9 protein-coding genes are annotated in these 22,220 nt (G+C 44.1%); 6 read left to right on the top strand and 3 right to left on the bottom strand.

The window, feature by feature from the left end; genetic code table 11:
• The first annotated feature begins 9 nt into the window (after positions 1-9).
• From ACP7A0_RS12300 to ACP7A0_RS12310, 3 genes are read left to right on the top strand one after another with little or no spacing between them, the layout of a single operon-like run.
• Complete coding sequence (locus ACP7A0_RS12300) at positions 10-7,236, top strand: type I polyketide synthase (RefSeq protein WP_223260759.1); 7,227 nt, start codon at positions 10-12, stop codon at positions 7,234-7,236.
• Positions 7,229-13,639, top strand: a complete 6,411-nt coding sequence (locus ACP7A0_RS12305) for an HAD-IIIC family phosphatase (protein ID WP_426005286.1) — start codon at positions 7,229-7,231, stop codon at positions 13,637-13,639. The genes ACP7A0_RS12300 and ACP7A0_RS12305 overlap by 8 nt, the downstream gene beginning before the upstream one ends.
• Entirely contained in the window at positions 13,632-14,639 is a 1,008-nt protein-coding gene (locus ACP7A0_RS12310) for a phosphotransferase enzyme family protein (protein ID WP_060595710.1), read from the top strand. The genes ACP7A0_RS12305 and ACP7A0_RS12310 overlap by 8 nt, the downstream gene beginning before the upstream one ends.
• Before the next feature lie 41 nt (positions 14,640-14,680).
• Here ACP7A0_RS12310 and ACP7A0_RS12315 read toward each other — a convergent pair whose 3' ends face one another.
• From ACP7A0_RS12315 to putP, 3 genes are all read right to left on the bottom strand, one after another.
• Entirely contained in the window at positions 14,681-16,087 is a 1,407-nt protein-coding gene (locus ACP7A0_RS12315) for an alkaline phosphatase (protein WP_106031380.1), read from the bottom strand.
• A gap of 112 nt (positions 16,088-16,199) precedes the next feature.
• Positions 16,200-16,892, bottom strand: a complete 693-nt coding sequence (locus ACP7A0_RS12320; protein ID WP_034664661.1) for an MgtC/SapB family protein — start codon at positions 16,890-16,892, stop codon at positions 16,200-16,202.
• Between the two features lie 164 nt (positions 16,893-17,056).
• Positions 17,057-18,538 carry a sodium/proline symporter PutP gene (gene putP / locus ACP7A0_RS12325; protein WP_106031378.1) on the bottom strand — a complete coding sequence of 494 codons (1,482 nt, stop codon included), beginning with the start codon at positions 18,536-18,538 and terminating at the stop codon, positions 17,057-17,059.
• A gap of 423 nt (positions 18,539-18,961) precedes the next feature.
• On the opposite strand from putP, the gene gatC reads away from it, so the two are divergent.
• Genes gatC through gatB form a run of 3 tightly spaced genes read left to right on the top strand, consistent with a single transcriptional unit; the run spans position 18,962 to position 22,168 of the window.
• Positions 18,962-19,252, top strand: a complete 291-nt coding sequence (gene gatC / locus ACP7A0_RS12330) for an Asp-tRNA(Asn)/Glu-tRNA(Gln) amidotransferase subunit GatC (RefSeq protein WP_003213898.1) — start codon at positions 18,962-18,964, stop codon at positions 19,250-19,252.
• 14 nt (positions 19,253-19,266) lie between these two features.
• Positions 19,267-20,724 carry an Asp-tRNA(Asn)/Glu-tRNA(Gln) amidotransferase subunit GatA gene (gene gatA, locus ACP7A0_RS12335; protein WP_034664650.1) on the top strand — a complete coding sequence of 486 codons (1,458 nt, stop codon included), beginning with the start codon at positions 19,267-19,269 and terminating at the stop codon, positions 20,722-20,724.
• Positions 20,725-20,737: 13 nt separating this feature from the next.
• The gene (gene gatB / locus ACP7A0_RS12340) at positions 20,738-22,168 is read left to right on the top strand and encodes an Asp-tRNA(Asn)/Glu-tRNA(Gln) amidotransferase subunit GatB (RefSeq protein ID WP_034664646.1); all 1,431 of its coding nucleotides are present in this window, start codon (positions 20,738-20,740) and stop codon (positions 22,166-22,168) included.
• The last annotated feature ends 52 nt before the right edge of the window (positions 22,169-22,220 follow it).

Here is a 22,220-nt window from a genome sequence, read left to right on the forward strand (position 1 = left end):
ATGCAGCGTATGTCTGATCAAGAGCAATGGACCGAATCTGGACTTGAAATTGCAGTCGTAGGATTAGCAGGTACGTTTCCCGGAGCACCGAATGTGCAAACGTTTTGGGAAAATGTATCGCAAGGGAAAGAATCCGTTACGTTTTTCACTGATGAAGAATTAAAGGCAGCGGGTGTAGATGAGACGCTGCTAAAGCGTTCTGATTATGTGAAGGCAAAGCCATTTTTACAAAATGCATCATCATTTGATGCAGACTTTTTTGGCTACTCTCCGCGAGAGGCATCCATTATGGACCCGCAAATTCGATTGATGCATGAATGCACATGGCATGCGCTAGAGGACGCAGGCTATGAGCCTGAGCAATACGAAGGATTAATTGGTCTTTATGCCGGGGCATCTAGCAATCTATCGTGGATGGGGCAGCATATGTCGTCACTTGAAAAGAACGAAGATGTATTTCAAATCATGCATCTCAATGACCCGTCCTTTGCTTCTCGGATTGCTTATAAATTAAATCTAAAAGGTCCAAGCGTATCGGTACAAACGGCTTGCTCCACGTCGCTTGTTGCTATTCATATGGCCTGTCAAGGATTAATCGGAGGTGAATGCGACCTTGCGTTAGCAGGAGGTGTCACACTCCATCAGCCGCAAATCACAGGCTATCAATACCAAGAAGGAATGATTTACTCTCCTGATGGCCATTGCCGTCCGTTTGATGAAAAAGCAAAAGGAACCATTTTTGGTGAGGGTGCAGGCGTGGTTGCGCTAAAACGATTGAAAGATGCGATAGAAGACGGAGATTTTATTTATGCCGTCGTAAAAGGATCTGCAACGAACAATGATGGAAGCAATAAAGTCGGCTATACAGCCCCAAGTGTGAGTGGACAGGCAAGTGTCATTGAATCTGCGTTAGAAATGGCTGAGACAGAACCAGAGACGATTTCTTATATCGAAGCACATGGAACGGGTACGCCTGTTGGAGATCCGATTGAGATTGAGGCGCTTACTCGTGCTTTTCAAACAGATCAACAAGGCTATTGCCGGATTGGATCAGTTAAAGCCAATATTGGGCATTTAGATGCCGCAAGCGGCGTGGCTGGTTTTATCAAAACAGTCATGATGCTGCATCATCGTCAATTTGCCCCGATGCCGCATTTTGACAAGCCGAATCACCGTATTCCGTTTGATCAAACGCCATTTTATGTTGGGACAGACAAAGAGGAGTGGAAGACGTCTCATTTGCCAAGGAGAGCTGGAGTCAGTGCCTTTGGTATAGGGGGAGCAAATGCTCATGTCATCTTAGAAGAGGCGAAGCCGAGAAAAGCAAACGGCACGGCCTCGTCCAAAGAATTAATTGTGCTTTCAGCTAGATCAACGCATGATATGAAGAACATGACAAAAAACTTGAAGGAATATGTCTCCTCACATCATGAACTCTCACTTGGCCAAGCAGCTTACACCTTACAAAGTGGAAGAAAAGCCTTCAAATATCGAAAAACGTTTGTCTGTTCGTCGCGGGATGAATTATTAGAGCAACTGCAAGTGCAAGATACAGCAGGTAGAGAAAGTCTTCTTTATAAACGGATCAGCATGAGGCTGACGGGGTATCATGAGTCAGGTTTACGTGATTACATCAAGCTGTATGAGAAAGATCATTCTTTCAAAACAGAAGTGGATCGATTAATGAGCCTCGTCCAATCTGCGGTACCTATCAAAAAAGACGAGCTGTTCCATTCCAAACAAAGCAGACAATCAGAAGTGGCTATGCTGATCATGACATCGGCTTTTGCCAACGAGCTAAGGTCACTCGGAATTGAACCAGATGGTTGGATTGGAGAAGGCAGCGGAGTCTGGACAGCTTTATATGCAGCAGGCGGGCTTGAGCTAAAAGATGCGGCATCTATTGTGTACCATCTTCATGACATCGAGACGGTTAATCAAAGGCTGGCTTCCCTGTCTCAGAGGACACTCCAACAGCCTGTTTACTTGCAGCAAACCGGGGAGGAACTAACCACTTTCCATCCATCGTCTGCAAAGCGTTTTCTTGATATGGATCAGCCTGTAAAACCGCCTTTGATTGAGCAAGAATCAACAGCCTTGATCATTGATCTTTCAATAAAACAAAGCATTGTGGTTGAAAAGGGAGCAGAAAAATCAACCGAATCACTTGATGGAGACATTCTTCAAATCGCCGGTGTTCTTTGGGAAATGGGGGTCGGCTTATCCTTTCCTTTAACAGAGGAGAAGAACAGGCAGCGCATTCCGCTACCTGGGTATCCATTTCATAAAACCGATTTTTCTGCACAAACAAATACGATGGCAGCCATTGAGCCACAAAAGCCGCAGGATGTAAAGCGTGTTTTTACTTCGCTCGCTTCTTTACAAAAAGATATTCACGACATTGTTCAAACTCATTTTGGGTTTGATCAAATGGATGATGAATCGCCATTTTTTGAATTTGGTGCGACATCACTTGATATATCTCAGCTTGCAGCGAAAATATCTGAGCGAATGGATCAACAAATTGACACTGTTCAATTGTATCGGTTTGCTACAGTGGCAAGCCTTGCTGAATATTTGTTTGAAGAACAGATGGAACGTGATCAAACATCTGCTTCTCTCCCAATAAAGAACACGTCCCAGGAGCATACGGATATTGCGATTGTCGGAATGGCAGGAAGATTCCCAGGGGCTTCGTCGCTAGAAGACTTTTGGCAGCGTCTTGTGAATGGCGAGGAAATGATTCACTTTTTCACAGAAGAAGAACTCAAGAAAGCAGGGCTGGATGCGTCTGTTTATCAGCATCCGAATTTCATTGGAGCAAAAGGCCGTTTACAAGAGATCGAAGGCTTTGATGCAGACTTCTTCAACTATTCTGCTAGAGAGGCAGAGCTCATGGATCCGCAGTTCAGGCTCTTGCATGAATGTGCTTGGGAAGCGCTGGAGGATGCTGGCTGTGACCCTGATCGAATGGCAGGGAAAATTGGCGTTTATACAGGAACGAGTCCAAATCATGAGTGGCTGACGCGCTTTGCACATCAAATGGAAGCAACCGAGCAATTCAGCGCAATGCTGTTAAATGATCGTGAATTTTTTAGTACGCAGCTTTCTTATAAATTGAATTTACACGGGCCTAGCGTGACCATGCAGACAGCTTGTTCGACCTCACTTGTCAACATTGGCATGGCCTGTCAAGCATTATTGAATCAAGAATGTGATGCAGCACTGGCTGGCGGTGTGACGGTCAGTTCTCCAGAAAATATCGGCTACATCTATCAAGATGGGATGATTCAATCAAAAGATGGACATTGCCGTCCGTTTGACCAAGAGGCGAGCGGAACCATTTTCGGAGATGGAGCAGGGATTGTTCTGCTAAAACGTTATGAAGATGCGATGAGAGACGGCAACCCGATTCATGCGGTCATCAAAGGGGTTGGTGTGAACAATGATGGCAGCCGAAAAGCTGGTTTTACCGCTCCAAGTGTGGAAGGACAGGCAGAGGTTTTAAAAGAAACGTATGAAAAATCAGGTATCGATCCCGCATCCATTGGTTATGTAGAAGCACATGGTACGGGGACAAAAATGGGAGATCCAATTGAGGTATCTGCCCTTAGTCAAGTGTTCAAAGGGACAGATCCGCTGACGATTCCGATCGGTTCTGTGAAAAGTAATGTCGGCCACTTAAATAGTGCGGCAGGGATTGCAGGTCTGTTTAAAGCCATTTTGGCCCTCCAGCATAAAACGATCCCGCCAACCATTCATTATGAATCACCCAATCAGGAGATCCCTTTCAAAGATACACCGTTTTATGTGAATCAAAAGGCGTTGTATTGGAAGGAAGCAGATGGCCCGAGAAGAGCGGGGGTTAGCTCTTTCGGTATCGGTGGAACGAACGCCCATATGATCATAGAAGAGGGCATACAGGCGAAGCAAAAACCAGCTTCTAACCAAAAGCAGCTGCTCGTCTTATCAGCAAAAACGGATACTGCTTTAGCGAAAATGACAGAGCAATTAAAGCAGTATGTGATCCAGCACCCTCAAGTTCCGCTTGAAGATATTGCTTATACATTGCGGTATGGCAGAAAGCAATTTCCATACCGAAAAGCCATCGTGCTCGCGTCTGCTGATGAATGGATGCAGCAGAACCAGCTTGAAACGAGTGTGTTCCGAAGCAAAAAATGGCGTAAAGCGACCTTTATGTTTTCAGGTCAAGGCGCTCAGTATGCTGGTATGATGCGCGGATTATACGATGCAGAGCCAGTGTTCAAATGGGAAGTAGATAGATGCTTTAAATATGTAATGGAAACGGAGCAAGTTGATTTAAAGGGCTTTGTTTTTTCCAAGAATGAAACGAACGAAGACATCACAAAAACGTCAAATGCTCAGCCGCTTCTCTTTATATTTGAGTATGCATTAGCCAAATTGCTTCAGCATAGCGGTGTTGAGCCAGAATCAATGATTGGACACAGTATCGGCGAATACGTTGCCGCTTGCTTGTCAGGGGTCTTTTCTCTGGAGTCTGCATTAACACTCGTGATGGCAAGAGGAAGATTGATGCAAGACATGGAAAAAGGCGCCATGCTTAGTGTGCAATTACCCGAGGTAGAGCTGACTTCGATGATTGATGAATCGCTTTCTGTTGCTGCTGTCAATGCAAAAGACCTTTGTGTCGTTTCTGGAAGAGAAGAGCATATCACTGCATTTGAAAAGAAACTGCAAGACAAAGGAATTGTCACAAGACAGCTCCATACTTCTCATGCCTTTCATTCCTATATGATGGAGCCGATGCTTGAGGCGTTTCAACAATTCGTAGAGAAAGTAGAATTGCATGAGCCGACGATTCCGTTTATATCGAATGTGACAGGCACTTGGGCGACAAGTGAAGAGGTGATGACAGCATCTTATTGGACGAACCACCTGCGTGGAACCGTTCGTTTTCATGAAGGTCTATCTCAGCTGTTAACCGATGAAGTACGAGCGCTCATTGAAGTTGGACCTGGAAACAGCTTGACGGCATTAGCGAAACGTCATGAAAACAAAGAGTCTCATCATGATGTTCTGAATATGGTGAGGCATGCAAGAGAACAAGCGGATGACCATGCATATTTCTTAAAAAGAATAGGAGAGCTATGGGCAGGCGGCTACGAGGTCAAAGCGCAGCAACAACCAACTCAAGAGGAACGTCAGCTCGTATCGCTGCCGACCTATCCATTCGAACGGAAACGATATTGGATTGAAGCAGGAAAGCCGGCTTCTCCGCAGCTATCCGCTCCTAAGGAAACGAAGAAGAAAGAGATGGAAGAATGGTTCTACCTGCCTTCATGGGAGCAGCAGCCGCTAAAACCTGTTTTCGAAAAAGAAACAGAAGAACAAACGTGGCTCATTTTCAGGGAACAGGATGCTTTTCATGAACTGTTTACCCATTCATTTAAGCAACAAGGTATCAAGGTCATTTCTGTCACAAAGGGTGAAGCTTATCAAGAGCAAGATCAGTCGTTTACGATCAATCCGGCAGAAGGCCAGCACTACCGTAACATGCTAGATTCATTGTCTAATAGAGGTGTCAATATCCATCGGATTCTGCATTTATGGGAAGCTGCGAAAGAAAATGACAACTCGAATCGTCAATCCGCTTTTCAGGCGCACATTGAAAAAGGCTATTACAGCTTAATTTTCTTATCTCAAGCGATTGCTGCCCAAAAAAATATTCGAGAATGCCGTCTGTTTACGATCACTAGCGGAATTCAGCCAGTCACAGGCAATGAGACGATATGTGCAGAGAAAAGTGCAATGCTTGGACCGTGTAAAGTGATTTCACAGGAATACCATCATATCAAATGCTGGAATATCGATGTGGAAGATGTGCCAGAAGTCATGTCTTGGAAGGAACAAGTACTTGTCGATCTTATTGTGCAGGAAATCATGCAGCCTGGAAAGGACCAGCTTGTGGCGTATCGCAATCGTCAACGCTGGGTGCAGAGCTACAAACGTTTGCCGCTGCAAAAAGAAGATGGACTTCCGAAGATGATCAGGCCAAATGGTGTGTATCTGATCACAGGAGGTTTAGGCGGCATCGGATTTGTTCTATCAAAGATGCTGGCGAAGGAAGGAAATGTACATCTTTATTTAACTGGAAGAACGGCATTGCCGCCGAGAGATGAATGGGCGTCATACGTTCACCAAGTAAATGCCGATGAAGCGCAGCGTACGAGAATTGAGAAGGTGCTTGAGCTCGAACGATTAGGTGCAACAGTAGAAGCGGTGCAGGCGAATGCAGGAGATCTGGATCAGATGAAACGTGTATTTGATGCCATTCGCAAAAAGCATGGCGGCGTTCATGGTGTATTCCATGCGGCAGGATTACCAGGAAGTACATCCTTCCGTGCAATCAAAGATATCCCTTCTACACTGGCGCAGGGAGAGGATCAATTCCAATCAAAGGTGAAAGGGCTCGATGTGCTAGAGCAGCTGCTGGAACAAGAACAAGCAGATTTTTGTCTTCTCTTTTCTTCCATTAGTGCATTGCTTGGGGGCTTAGGATTCTCCGCTTACTCAGCGGCTAACTTATATATGGATGCATTTGCAGCTAGACTTAATCAACATAGTCAAACCCCGTGGATGTGTGTGAACTGGGATGCGTGGAATTTCTGGGGTGAGCTAGAATCCACAATTGGTGAATCGATAAATGAGCTTGCGATATTACCAGAAGAGGGTGCTGAGCTGTTCCAGTATGTTCTGTCTAACCGGCAGAATCGACACATGCTCGTGTCCACGGGAAATCTTGAAGAACGAATGGATCAATGGCTGTCACTAGAGCCGAAGGCAGCAGCGAATGAGGATTCATATGAGGTGTCTAAGCACGAAAGACCAGAGCTCGGCAATCCATATGTGGCTCCTCGAAATGAAACTGAAAAAGCGATCTGTCAAGTTTGGCAGGATTTTATGGGCATGGAACAAGTGGGCATTCACGACAATTTCTTTGATCTCGGCGCAAGCTCGCTGGATATTGTTCAAGTCACCAATCGGTTAAATCAAGCACTTCAAACAAATGAAGCGGTTGTGACCTTGTTTACGTACCCATCTGTTGCTGAGCTTGCGAAATATATCCAGCCTTCTGAGGACTCGCAGGAAGAAGCGATGGAAGAAGAACTAGCCGTCGTCACTTCAGGTGATCGAAGAGCTCGTTTTAAACAGCAACGGAATAAAAGATTGAGAGGCGGAATCGAGAATGAATGATACAACGAATCACTATCATGGCGCAGAAATTGCTGTTATCGGTCTTGCAGGTCGTTTTCCAGGGGCCAAAAATGTAGAAGAGTACTGGGAGAATCTGAAAAAGGGAAAAGAAACCATCTCTTTTTTTACAGAGGAAGAATTACGGCGTGAAGGTACAGATGAAGCCTTATTGAAAAACCCCCGTTTTGTTAAAGCAAAAGGGATGCTAGATGATGTTGATTTATTTGATGCGGATTTCTTTGACTATACACCAAAGGAAGCGGCTATGATGGATCCGCAGTTCAGACTGTTTCATGAATGTGTGTGGACGGCGCTTGAAGACGCTGGGTACGATCCGTTTGAATATAAAGGGCAAATTGGTCTTTATACAGGTGCAGGAATCAATACAGAATGGGTCATGAGAGCACTTCAAGGGGCGGCTCAAGGTGAGGATTCGAAAACACTGGAAGCTGCCGTTCTGAATATGCGTGATTATTTAGCGACGATGATTTCATATAAATTAAATCTGAAGGGACCGAGTATGGTGGTGCAAACCGCCTGCTCGACCTCAATGGTGTCGATTCATTTAGCCGTTCAGGCTTTATTAAGCGGCGACTGTCATATGGCTGTTGCAGGCGGCGTGTCCATTCGCCTGCCGCAAAAATCGGGCTATCTTTATCAAGAAGGCATGATCCATTCATCTGACGGACATTGCCGCGTCTTTGATAACAAGGCCGATGGAACCGTTTTTGGTGATGGTGCAGGAGCCGTTATTTTAAAAAATTTAGAGGATGCCATTGAAGACGGCGATCACATTTATGCTGTCATTAAAGGATCATCTATTAATAATGACGGAAATAGAAAAGTAGGATATACAGCGCCGAGTACGAAAGGTCAAGTATCAGCGATTAAAACAGCACTTCGAATGGCTGAGGTGGAACCTGAAACCATTTCGTACATTGAAGCACATGGAACCGGGACTACCCTCGGAGATCCGATCGAAATTGAAGCGCTCAAGCAAGCGTTTGATACAGATAAAAAAGGCTTTTGCCGCATTGGTTCTGTCAAATCAAATGTTGGTCATTTGAATGATGCGTCAGGTGTCGCCGGCTTTATTAAAACCGTTTTAAGCTTAAAGCATCAAGTGATTCCGCCGACGATTCATTTTGAAACGCCGAATGAAAAAATTGAATTTGCCAATTCGCCTTTCGTTGTAAACACAGACTTGACGCCATGGAGCAAGCAGGAATCTCCTCGCCGTGCAGGTGTAAGCTCATTTGGGATTGGTGGAACAAATGCTCATGTCATTTTAGAAGAAGCACCTGCTACACGTGTCGCCGCAGATAGCCCTGAGGATAGTGAACTTCTTTTATTATCTGCCAAAACACCAGCAGCTCTTGAGAAAATGACGGATCGCCTTGCGGACTATTTACTTCAGCATCAGCAGCATGTTCGTCTAAGTGACGTTGCCTATACGCTGCAAACAGGGCGCCATCATTTCCCGCATAAACGTGTCATTCTTGGAAGTAACACGGCTGACATGTTACAGGCGCTGAATCAAAGGTCAAAAGAGGTGGTCAAGACGGCCAGCTCCCAAACTTCGAGCCGGCCAGTCGTCTTTCTTTTCCCAGGCCAAGGATCTCAGTATGTAGACATGGGGCGTCAGCTTTATGACAAATATCCAGTCTTTAAGGAAGCGCTGGATCAATGCTTGAATCAATTCAAACAGCATATCTCAGTTGACCCATTCAGCATTTTATTCTCAACAGAAGCAAGTGATGATCCTCAGCTGATCAACCAAACAGAATATACGCAGCCGCTTCTGTTTAGTGTGGAATACGCTTTGGCTAAATTGCTGATTCATTTTGGCGTCAAACCGCAGGCACTGATCGGCCACAGTATTGGAGAATACACAGCTGCTGCCGTATCTGGTTTACTATCTGTTGAAGATGCCGTAGATCTTGTGTCTTATCGCGGACAGCTCATTAGCAAGCTTTCAAAAGGCTCTATGCTGAGCGTTCCTTTGAGTGAACAGAACGTGCTGCCATATTTAACAGATGATCTTTCACTTGCAGCAGTAAATGGTCCTGAGTTATGTGTAGTGTCAGGGGAGACCGCAGCCATTGATGCACTTGCTGAGAAGCTGGAGGCTGCTGGACATGGGTGCAGGAAGCTTCACACCTCTCATGCCTTCCATTCTAAAATGATGGATGACATCCTGCCATCATTCAAAGAAAAGGTAGCTGAGTATCAATTGAATGCACCGTCTATCCCGTATATTTCTAACGTCACAGGTACGTGGATTGACCATGAAGCAGTGCAAGACCCGGCATATTGGGCTGATCACTTGCGGCAAGCGGTCCGTTTCCGTGATGGAGCGGAGACATTATTAACGGAGCTTGATCCTATTTTCGTTGAAGTCGGGCCGGGGAATACGTTAAGTGCCTTTATTCGCCAAGCCTCAAAGGAACACCATCAGCAGCCGATTCCATTGATGCGTCACCCGAAAGAAGAGGCAGCAGACGACCGCTACCTGCTGGGCAGGCTTGGTGACATCTGGCTTCAAGGGGTGCCGGTTGACTGGACAAAATGGCGAAATCAGACATCAAATCAAAAAGTATCCTTGCCGACCTATCCATTTGAACGACAAAGATATTGGATTGAAAAGGTAGATACATCCGCATTATCTTCATCCTCAGGTGTGCAAATGGTGGTGCCGAAGGAAAACAAGGCACAGGGAATAGAAAAAAACAATCAAGTCCATTCCGCCGCAGCGAATGATATTGAGGCAACGTTACAGCGGATGTGGAAAGACATTTTAGGAATTGAAAAGGTGGAAAGAGACGACCACTTCTTTGAGCTTGGCGGACATTCGTTAAATGCGACCGGTCTGATTTCTCAAATTCACAAAGAGTTTGGTGTAGAACTTACGCTCACAGACATGTTCAACAATCCGACGATTGAAAAGCTCCAAGCATTCATCGAAAAGGCAGAGAAGCATCAATATTTCAAGATTGAACCAGTGGAAAAGAAAGACACGTATCCATTATCTGCTGCTCAAAGACGGACATTCCTCATTCATCAGCGTATTGGTCAAGTGACCTCATACAACATGCCGATGGCACTAAGATGTAAAGGTGAAATTGACGTCGAGCGCTTTGAGCAGACCTTCAAGCAATTAATTGATCGTCATGAAACATTGCGAACGACCTTTGAATTAAAAGATGGAGAACCGGTTCAGCGGGTCCATGATGATTTCCACTTTGCTGTTGAAATGACAGAGGCTGATGAAGAAGGATTAGAAGCACAAATCGATGAATTCATTCGTCCATTTGACTTAAAGGCTGCACCATTGATCCGTGTGCGTTTTGTGAAAATCGCAGCACATGATCATCTCTTATTAGTCGATATGCATAATATTGTGGCGGATGGAGCGAGCATGAACATCTTTATTAAAGAATTTACTGAGCTCTATCGAGGGGAAACCTTGCCGGAACTGACCGTTCAATATAAAGATTATGCAGAATGGCAAGACAAATATTTCCGCAGCGAGATGTTTCAAAAGCAGCAGGATTATTGGAAGCAGCAAATTGGCTCAAATGTGCCAACTTTGACAATGCCATATGATTTTGAACGGAAGGAACAATCCTTCTTAGGAAGAGCGATTAAATTTAATATTGAACCGCACATCGTTGAGAAAATTGAACAGCTCGCTGAACGGTATCAACTGACAAATAACGTCATCTTGTTCCAACTCTATGGGCTGCTGCTCTCACGTTATGCGGATCAGGAGGAATTGATTGTCGGTTCACTTGTGGCTGGACGACGTCATGCAGATATCGAGCATACAATTGGCATGTTTACGAACTTCCTGCCAATTAAACTAGACATGGTACAAGAAGCAACCTTTACAGAGCAATTGGCGCAGACAAAGCAAGTACTGCTTGATGCGTATGACCATCAAGAGTACCCATTTGACCAAATGGTTGAGCATCTGAATCCAAAAACAAGACCGCATCGCAATCCATTCTTTGATACGATGCTCATTTATCATAATGAGTACGATCCGAATATTAAAATTGAAGCCGATGGACTGACATTTGAAACTCATGAGTTTGCAAAGGGAATTTCCAAACTCGATATGAAAATGGATGTTGTCAGAGAGGTAACGGGCGAGTTAAAGTGCGTGCTTCAATACAATCTAGCTCTGTTTAAACATGAGACGATGCAAGCTTTCGTCAACCACTTCCAGCACTTGGTCGAACAGGCTGTTCAAACACCTGATCAACTGCTCAAGGATTTCGCTGTTCTTTCACAGGAAGAAGAACAAGCAGCAAAAGAAAAAAGGGAGCGCGCAGAGGAAAAAGCACCGCTCGTACTGACAGTCAGCTCGACATTTACAGCAGATCCAGTCGCACCTTATATTCAGTACTGGACCAAGCAGTTTGATGTGCAGCTCGATGTTCAATTTGCACCATATGGGCAGGTTTATCAGGAATTACTAAATGAGCGCAGCCTTATCTCACAGAAGAAAAACGGTGCGAATCTTCTGCTCATTCGTTTAGAGGATATCACTGGTCCCGCTCATCTCTCACTGGAAGAAAAGAAAAAACTGGCTTCAGAGCATGCTGAAGAACTTGCTAACGTTCTGAAATCAAAAACGAAACATAACCTATATTTTGTTGGGATTCTGCCGATAAGTGCTGCTCTTAAAGACACCCTGCAAGACGTGGAACAAGAGTGGATTGCTCAGTTATCTGAGATAGGCGGTGTTCAGTTGATCGATTGTCGTCAGCTTGCTCAGCAATATCAGATGGATGACATCTTTGATGAAAAAGGAGAGCAAGCCGCACACCTCCCATTCACTGAAGTCTTTTGTGGAGCTATCGGTACAAAAGTCGCACGCGAGATCATTGCATGGCAAGGTGCACCATTTAAGGTAGCGGCCATTGACTGTGATCATACGCTTTGGAGAGGTGTCGTTTCAGAAGACGGTGTGGAAGGCATCGACATTACGCCAGAACATCAAATGCTTCAGCGCTTTTTAAAACAAAAGCAGCAAGAGGGGCTCCTGCTTGTCTTGAGCAGCAGGAACAATGAAGAAGATGTGTGGCGCGTGTTTGAAAACCACCCAGATATGATCTTGCAAAAAGACGATATCGTCGACTGGCGGATCAATTGGGAAAGTAAACCGGCACATCTAAAAGAGATGGCAGATTCTCTGAACCTTTCATTATCTCAGTTTATTTTCTTAGACGATGATCCAGCTCAGTGCTTGCGTATGAATGAAGAGCTGCCTGAAGTGATGACACTGCTGTTACCTGCCAATGAAAAAGCGATTCCATTATTCGCCCAGCATGCTTGGGCATTCGACCGCTATGATGTCACAGATGAAGATAGAGGACGAACAACGAGCTACAAGGCTGAAAAGGCTCGTCAAAAAGAGAAAGCAGAGTCGCCGTCAATGGAGCAATTTTTACAAGATTTAAATTTGACCATGAGTGTAACAGAGTGGGGAGAAGAGCACCTTGCCCGCGTGGCGCAAATGAGCAGCCGTATTAACCAATTCCGCTTAAATGATCAGCGCTTTGATGAACAGCAGCTGAGAGAGCGGATGGAAAATGAGCATGTCCAGGGCTGGGTCATTGAAGCAGCGGATCGCTTCAGTCATGAAGGGATTGTAGGGGCTATCTTGGCTCATCATGCAGACGGCACCTTGAAAATTGATGCATGGATGCTAAGCTGCCGTGCTCTAGGGAAAGGGATTGAGCAAAAATGTCTGACATGGCTCGCTGAATACAGCCGTCAGCACCAGCTTTCTTCCATTGAATTTACATTTGCATCGACTGGACGTAATGAGCTGTTCAAGTCATTTATGCAAGAGCACCAGATGCAGGAGGTTGAGGGGCAGCAAACATATCGTATACAAGTGGAAGAAATCGATTCACTGAGCAATCACATTCAGATCGTCGACCACCTGTCACCTCGTCAGCACTCGGCAGAAGAAATAGAGGGTCAAAGGGTGGAGGCAGCAAGTCATTCAGCTTCTAAAGGTTATACATGGGAAACGGTTCAACCAGATCAAACGCTGCACAGCGGTTATGTAAAAGCCCTTAAGGTACATGATCAAGAAGGTCTTCGTGCATTATTAAAGACGGAACTGACACAAGATCATGGACTTTACGCACAGCCAACCAATGAACGCGAGGCATTGCTTTTTGATATTTGGTGTGACATTCTTCATGTGGAAAAAGTAGGAATTGACAACGACTTTTTCGATTTAGGAGGAAATTCTTTACTTGCTGTCAAAATGGAAGTAGAGATTGAAAAGAAGGGTTGGTATGTTGATGATTTGAATTTTGCTGAAAAACACACCATTCGAGAATTAGCAAAATATATGAAGAGGGAGAATCAGCATGCATAAAGATGTAAAAGCCATATATGAAGAATCAAAAATTTTAGATGAGGCCACTCATTTATACGGAGTCCAGCGAAGTGACATCCACTTTATCGCAGATGCAGAAAACTATGTGTATGAACTTAAAAAAGACGGAGAGTCTTTCATTTTAAAAATTACCCATACCATCCGCAGATCACCTGATTATATTTTAGGTGAAATGGAATGGCTCCATCACTTAGCGAAGGGCGGACTTTCGGTTGCGAAACCAATTGCTTCATTAAATGGCCGTGATATCGAGCAAGTAGACGATGGGCAAGGCGGTTCATTTTTGCTTCGAGTCTATGAAAAAGCATCAGGCCATAAAGTGGAAGAGGCAGACTGGAACGATGAATTATTTTATGCCCTTGGACAGTACACAGGGCGCATGCATAAACTGACAAAAAGCTATCAGCTGTCAGACCCACGTTATAAAAGACAAGAGTGGGATGAAGAGGAGCAGCTTAAACTGCGTAAGTATGTCCCAGCCGATCAGACTCTTGTGTTTGAACAAGCGGATCGGTTGATGGAAAAGCTGGCAAAGCTTCCGAAAAATCAGGATACGTACGGATTGGTTCATGCGGATCTTCATCACGGAAACTTCCACTGGGATCAAGGGAAAATTACGACCTTTGATTTCGATGATATCGGGTACAACTGGTTTATAAATGACATCAGCATTTTGCTATACAATGTCTTGTGGTACCCAGTCATTCCATACGAAGACAAAGCTGCTTTTGCAGGAAACTTTATGAAGCAATTCCTTAAAGGCTATCGTGAAGAGAATGAACTTGGGGATGAATGGCTTGCCTACATTCCTGACTTCCTTCGCTTACGACACATGCTGATCTATGGCTTGCTGCATCAAGCATTTGATTTGGCCACCATTGGAGAAGAAGAGAAGGCCATGCTCGCTGGCTTCCGCTCCGACATTGAGCAAGCAGCACCGATTACGACGTTTGACTTTACAAAACTAAGTCAATCTTAAAATGAAAATCCCCGCCTATATGATGAGGCGGGGGTTATTTTTTATGGGCGATAGGTGGACGGTGATTCAATAATGTGAAACAGGTTCTTTCCTTGCTTTGTATTATCGATCCAGCCTTGAAATGCTGCTTTACCAGGTCCATATGCATAGACAGGGACATCCTCACCTGTATGGGCAAAGGTTGTCCAGCCTGAGAAAGAACGCTGATCAAAGATATGTTGAATGCTGAGTTGGATCGTACTGGCCTTCCCTGATTGTGCCGCTTTCTCTACCTGTGAGATTTCCTCTTTTGTGAGCGCGAAATCAATATTGGTGTGAAGGACATCACGTACAGATTGACCCCCTGCGATTTTCTTTGCCATATACACAGGCGTTTTCTTAGCAGCTAGAATGGGTGCTGGGTCCCATTTATAGCCGGTCTCACTTGTCATACCATCTGCGCCAAAGGAAAATCCTCCAGTCGCATGATCTGCTGTGATGACGACGAGGGTTTCTTGATCCTTTTTAGCGAATTGAAGAGCCGCATGAACTGCTTTCTCAAAATCCTCCATCTCACTCATTGCGCCGACCACATCATTTTCATGTCCAGCAGAATCAATGGTACTGCCTTCAAGCAGCATGAAAAATCCATGCAGGTTGTCTTGATTTAATTGGGTTAATGCTGCCTGCGTCATGTCTTTTAAAGTAGGCACATGCTTTGGGCGATCAATGGCTCGATCCAGCTCGTCCTCCTGGAATAAGCCGAGCATTTTCGAAGATGATTGAGAGGTTAAATCATCTTTTGATCGTAGAATGGAATACCCGCTCTTCTTAAATTCTTGCACAAGATTACGGTCTTTTCGATCAAAATATTGCATTCCGCCACCTAGAAGGATATCAACTTTGTGCTCTCCGCCTATTTTCTCATCAAAAAAGTGGTCTGCAATTTGTTCTTTGTTTTTTCGGGAGACGTTATGTGTGCCAAAAGCGGCAGGTGTTGCATCGGTGATGTCAGATGAGACAACAAAGGCTGTTTTCATTTGTGCTTCCTTTGCTGCTTCAACGACACTTCTAAGAGGTTCTTTTTCTTGGTTGACGGCGATGGCATCATTGTATGTCTTTTTCCCAGTCGCCATGGCCGTGGCTGCGGCTGCTGAGTCGGTAATATTATCTCGAGGATCATCTGGATGTGTGGTCTGCATCCCGACTAAATACGGGTCCCAGACGGTTTGTGCTTTTGTAGAACCAAGCTTTTCCTGCTTGAATGTGCGGTAGGCTTTGATCACGGGCATCCCCATTCCATCGCCAACGATAAAAATAATATTTTTTGGTGTTTTCGTTTGTTTCTTGTCTGCCGCATTTGTTGATACGGGAGTGACATCATGTGAGGTTAATAGAACAGCTAATACGAGTACCGCTAGAATCCCACTCATAAGAAAAATACGATTTTTACGATCCATAGAGCCCATGAAAAATCTCCTTTTATCATTTATTTCATAATTTGTATTTTATTTGAATGAAGGCGATGGTTCAACCCTTTTCCCATAAAAAAAGGCGATGAGACTTTTATCTCACCACCTTTTATACCGTATCACACTTCACGCCAACGACGCCTTCTAGATCTTTAATATCAAAGTACACATCGGTTGTATAGCGATCTTTATGCACGCGTACGCGTACTTCCATAATCGGGTAGTTCTTTTCTGTTAAATCATCAATTCGAACAGAATGAATGCGAATATTGAGGGCTTTCATTTCTTTTAAAATATCCGTCATGCGGTTTCGATCAGAAAGAGACATTCTGATGCGGATTTCTTTTTCCTGTAAGCGAATCGGCCCGATCCGCTGGAAGAGCCATGGTAGAAATTCGACACTGATCAGAATAAAGAAAAGACTGAGGAAGGCTTCTTTATAAAATCCTGCACCTGTTGCAACCCCAAGTCCTGCTGCTCCCCAGATCATCGCAGAAGTCGTGAGACCTGAGATGACATCATTGCTTTTTCGCAGAATCACACCTGCTCCAATAAAACCAACACCAGATATAATTTGCGCCGGTAACCTGAGTGGGTCCATTTGAAGCTTAGAGACTCGAGGGAAATTGTAGGCTGCATCAATGCTGATGATGGTTAATACGCAGGAGCTGACAGCAATGACAATACACGTTTTTAAGCCGAGGGGCTTTTTCTTCAGCTCTCGTTCAAGCCCGATAATCAAACCAATTAAGGTGGCCACGGCTAATTTTAAGACCGTATCCCATTCAATTGTCCAAAACATGCGTATCGCTCCTTCACTTCATGTACGTTTCACATCATGTATATGATCTTCTCACAGCCCATATGGCTGCACAACTCTTATTTTATTCAGAATCGGAAGAAAGAAAAGCTTTTTATTTTTAAAAAGAGAGTCATCCGCATAAGGCAGATGACCCTTCATGTTCTTTATTTTGTTTCTTCTTCAAGATGATTTTCCATTTTAGTAAACAGCTGTTTTGATGCTTTTGTCGGCTTACTGGTCATTAAGCTCACAATAATGGCAGCTAAACCACTTAACGTAAAGCCAGGAATCATTTCATAAATACCGGTTGCATGGTTAAGGCCTGTCGTGATCCATGTGAGAACCACAACCGCACCAACAATCATCCCAACTAGGGCACCATGATGATTCATTCGCTTCCAGTATAGGCAAAGTAAGATGACTGGACCGAATGAAGAACCAAATCCAGCCCACGCATAACCGACAAGATCAAGAATGGTATCACTTGGGTTAAGTGAAAGACAAAGGGCAATCACAGCGACAACTAGTACAGACATACGGCCAATCATCACGAGCTCTTTATCAGATGCTTTTTTTCTAAAGAACGTTCTGTATAAATCCTCTGTCATCGCACTTGCTGTGACAAGCAGCTGAGACGAAATTGAACTCATAATCGCCGCTAAAATGGCAGAAAGTAAAAATCCAGTGATATATGGATGGAACAACACTTTAGAAAAGACGATAAAGATGGTTTCTGGGTCAGCAAGGTTCATACCCGTTTCATGAACATAGGCAACACCAACTAAACCGACAGATAGTGAACCAATTACTGAAATAATCATCCAGCTCATTCCGATGCGGCGTGCTGGTTTTAAGTCTTTGACGGACGTAATCGCCATAAAGCGCACGATAATATGCGGTTGTCCAAAGTAACCTAGTCCCCAAGCGAGGAAGGATATAATGCCAATGACGCTCGTTCCTCTAAAAATATCAAGCAATTTAGGGTCAATCTGTTGAATATCTTGGAATGTGGCAACAGGTCCACCTAATTGTGTAAAGGCAACGATCGGCACGAGCACTAATGCTAAAAACATGATAGCTCCTTGGACAAAGTCCGTTAAGCTCACTGCCAGGAATCCACCAAACAATGTATACAAAATAACAATACTTGACGTCAAAATCAGTCCAAACATGTAGTGTGCACCGAATGCTGACTCAAATAAACGTCCGCCTGATACCATCCCAGACGATGTATACAGTGTAAAGAAAATTAAAATGATGACGGCTGATACAGCTTTTAATAAAGAAGATGATCCTTTGAATCGTTTATCAAAGAAATCAGGAATCGTAATGGCATCATCAGCAATCTCTGTATAAGAACGTAAACGAGGTGCAAGAATGAGATAGTTCAAGTAAGCACCGACGATGAGACCAATCGCAAGCCAGGTTGTCGATAAACCTGTTTTATACATTTCACCTGGTACACCCATCAGCATCCAGCCGCTCATATCCGCAGCACCTGCTGAAAGAGCTGTAACAAATGGACCAAGTCCGCGTCCACCAAGCATATAATCATTTAAATCATGTGTTTTCCTGAATGCATACCAACCGATGGCAAGCATCCCGATAAAATAAATAGATAAGGAAATTGTAACTTCAATACTCATTTTGTGTTCTCACCTTTTTCGTATTAATTTGACATCACCTCAATCAAAATATACAGAAGTGTCAGGGCTGGTTTTTTGATTGAATGCCCTGCTCACTGCTATGGTTACTTAACCTAACAGAGTATTCCCAAGTGATCAACCTTCTTAAACCTCCACATTTTGAAGAAAAAATAGACAGATCGGTGATGAGAATCAGTTTGTATGCGCTTACAAAGGTGAGTAAAAGTAAAAATTTTCTGAAAATAAAAGGTGATCTGTATGAATATTTTCTTTATCAGTTGGATGACAATGATGCTTCGAGAGAAAAGGCCTCTTGCCGCGCCTGCGTAAAGTTGCTTTAGAACAGTAAAATTTGATATGATAAAGTGTATATGACTTATGATCATGACCACGAACACGTATCATTTTTGGAGGTGAACCTGCATGTCTAGAATTTCAATAGAAGAAGTAAAGCACGTGGCGCATTTGGCACGGCTTGCAATCACAGAAGAAGAAGCTGAAATGTTTACTGAACAGCTTGATAGCATCATTTCATTTGCAGAGCAGTTAAACGAGGTAGATACGGAAAACGTTGAACCAACAACACACGTATTAAAAATGAAAAACGTCATGAGAGAAGATGTTCCGAATAAAGGTCTTTCCATTGAGGCAGTCATCAAAAACGCGCCTGATCATAAAGACGGCTATATTCGTGTGCCATCAATTTTGGACTAAAGGAGGCCTGAGACATGTCACTGTTTGATCACAAAATTTCTGAATTAAAAGAGCTTTTACATAAAAAGGAACTGTCTGTTTCTGATTTAGTGGACGAGTCTTATAAACGAATCAATGAAGTAGACGGGAAAGTACAAGCATTCCTTGCACTGGACGAAGAGAAAGCTCGTGCGTATGCAAAGGAATTGGACGAGGCAGTTGGTGAAAAGGACGAGCTTGGTCTATTGTTCGGTATGCCAATCGGTGTGAAAGATAACATCGTCACAAAGGATTTACGTACAACAGCATCTAGTAAAATCCTGCAAAACTTTGACCCTATTTATGATGCAACGGTTGTCAATCGTCTGAGAGATGCGGAAGCAGTCACAATCGGTAAATTAAATATGGACGAATTTGCGATGGGATCTTCTACAGAGAACTCAGGCTACAAAGCAACGAAAAACCCGTGGAATTTAAACACTGTTCCAGGTGGATCAAGTGGTGGCTCAGCAGCTTCTGTTGCAGCAGGTGAAGTACCATTCTCACTTGGATCAGATACAGGCGGTTCGATTCGCCAGCCGGCATCATTCTGCGGAGTTGTGGGACTGAAGCCGACATATGGCCGTGTATCTAGATACGGTTTAATTGCATTTGCTTCTTCATTAGATCAAATTGGGCCGATTACGCGTAACGTAGAGGACAACGCATACGTACTTCAAGCGATTGCTGGCGTCGATCAAATGGACGCAACGAGCGCAAATGTCGACGTCCCAGATTTTCTTTCTTCATTAACTGGAGACATCAAAGGCATGAAAATTGCAGTGCCAAAAGAATACCTTGGAGAAGGTGTTGGCGAGGAAGCAAAAGAGTCTGTTCTCAAAGCGTTAAAAGTATTAGAAGGACTTGGTGCAACATGGGAAGAAGTGTCTCTGCCGCATTCTAAATATGCGCTTGCGACTTACTACTTACTGTCTTCTTCAGAAGCATCTGCGAACCTTGCGCGCTTTGACGGCATCCGCTATGGCTACCGTACAGATAATGCCGACAACCTGATTGATTTATATAAAAATACACGTTCAGAAGGCTTTGGAAACGAAGTGAAACGCCGCATCATGCTTGGGACATTCGCTCTTAGCTCAGGATATTATGATGCATACTATAAGAAGGCACAAAAAGTCCGTACATTGATCAAAAAAGACTTCGAAGATGTTTTTGAAAAGTATGATGTCATTGTAGGGCCAACAACGCCAACTCCTGCATTTAACATTGGAGAAAAGACAAGCGATCCACTGACTATGTACGCGAACGATATTTTAACGATCCCTGTGAACCTTGCAGGCGTTCCAGGAATCAGTGTGCCTTGTGGATTTGCAAATGGTCTTCCGTTAGGACTGCAAATCATTGGCAAGCACTTTGATGAAGGAACGGTTTACCGCGTGGCTCACGCTTTCGAGCAAGCAACAGATCATCATAAAGCAAAACCTGAACTGTAAGGGGTGAATCAGAATGAACTTTGAAACGGTAATTGGACTTGAAGTCCACGTAGAGCTAAAAACACAATCGAAAATTTTCTCCAGCTCGCCGACACCTTTTGGTGCAGCTGCCAACACGCAAACAAGTGTCATCGACCTTGGATATCCTGGCGTACTGCCTGTATTGAACAAAGAAGCGGTGAACTTTGCGATGAAAGCGGCCATGGCGCTGAACTGTGAGATCGCAACAGATACAAAATTTGACCGTAAAAACTACTTCTATCCTGATAACCCAAAGGCGTATCAAATTTCTCAATTTGATAAACCGATCGGTGAAAACGGCTGGATTGAAATTGAAGTAGAAGGCAAAACAAAACGAATCGGTATTACGCGTCTCCATTTGGAAGAGGATGCAGGTAAACTGACGCACACAGGCGACGGTTATTCACTTGTCGATTTCAACCGTCAAGGCACACCGCTTGTTGAAATCGTATCTGAGCCAGACATTCGGACACCAGAAGAAGCGTATGCGTACTTAGAAAAACTAAAATCCATTATTCAATATACAGGCGTTTCTGACTGTAAGATGGAAGAAGGCTCACTTCGCTGTGATGCCAATATTTCACTTCGTCCGATCGGCCGTGAAGAGTTTGGAACGAAAACAGAGCTCAAGAACTTGAACTCGTTTGCTTTCGTACAAAAAGGTCTTGAATTCGAAGAGAAACGCCAAGAGCAAGTATTGCTATCTGGCGGCTTGATCGAACAGGAAACGCGCCGCTATGACGAAGCGTCTAAAAAGACGATCCTTATGCGTGTCAAAGAGGGCTCAGATGATTACCGCTACTTCCCAGAACCAGATTTGGTGGAGCTGTACATTGATGACGAGTGGAAAGAACGCGTAAGAGCATCCATTCCAGAGCTTCCAGACGAGCGCCGCAAACGCTACATCGATGAGCTTGGACTTCCTGCATATGATGCCATGGTGCTGACGCTGACAAAAGAAATGTCTGATTTCTTTGAAGCAACCATTTCAGAAGGTGCAGAAGCGAAGCAAGCTTCAAACTGGCTGATGGGTGAAGTATCTGCCTACTTAAACTCTGCTCAAAAAGAGCTGGAAGATACAAAGCTAACGCCGCAAGGGCTGGCTGGAATGATCCAACTCATTGAAAAAGGAACGATTTCCTCTAAGATTGCCAAAAAGGTATTCAAAGAGCTCATTGAAAATGGAGGAGACGCAGAAACAATCGTCAAAGAAAAAGGACTTGTCCAAATTTCTGACGAAGGTGCACTGCTCAAACTTGTCACAGAAGCACTTGATAACAACCCGCAATCCATCGAAGACTTTAAAAATGGAAAAGACCGCGCGATTGGCTTCTTAGTCGGACAAATCATGAAAGCATCGAAGGGACAAGCAAACCCGCCGATGGTCAACAAGATTCTCCTAGAAGAAATCAAAAAACGCTAAATAGCAAAAACCGCCTCATGAGAAGAGGCGGTTTTTTTGCTTGAAAGGACAG

It is taken from the genome of Bacillus sp. DWP3-1 (genome assembly GCF_049896565.1).
Classification (GTDB): Bacteria; Bacillota; Bacilli; order Bacillales; family Bacillaceae; genus Bacillus.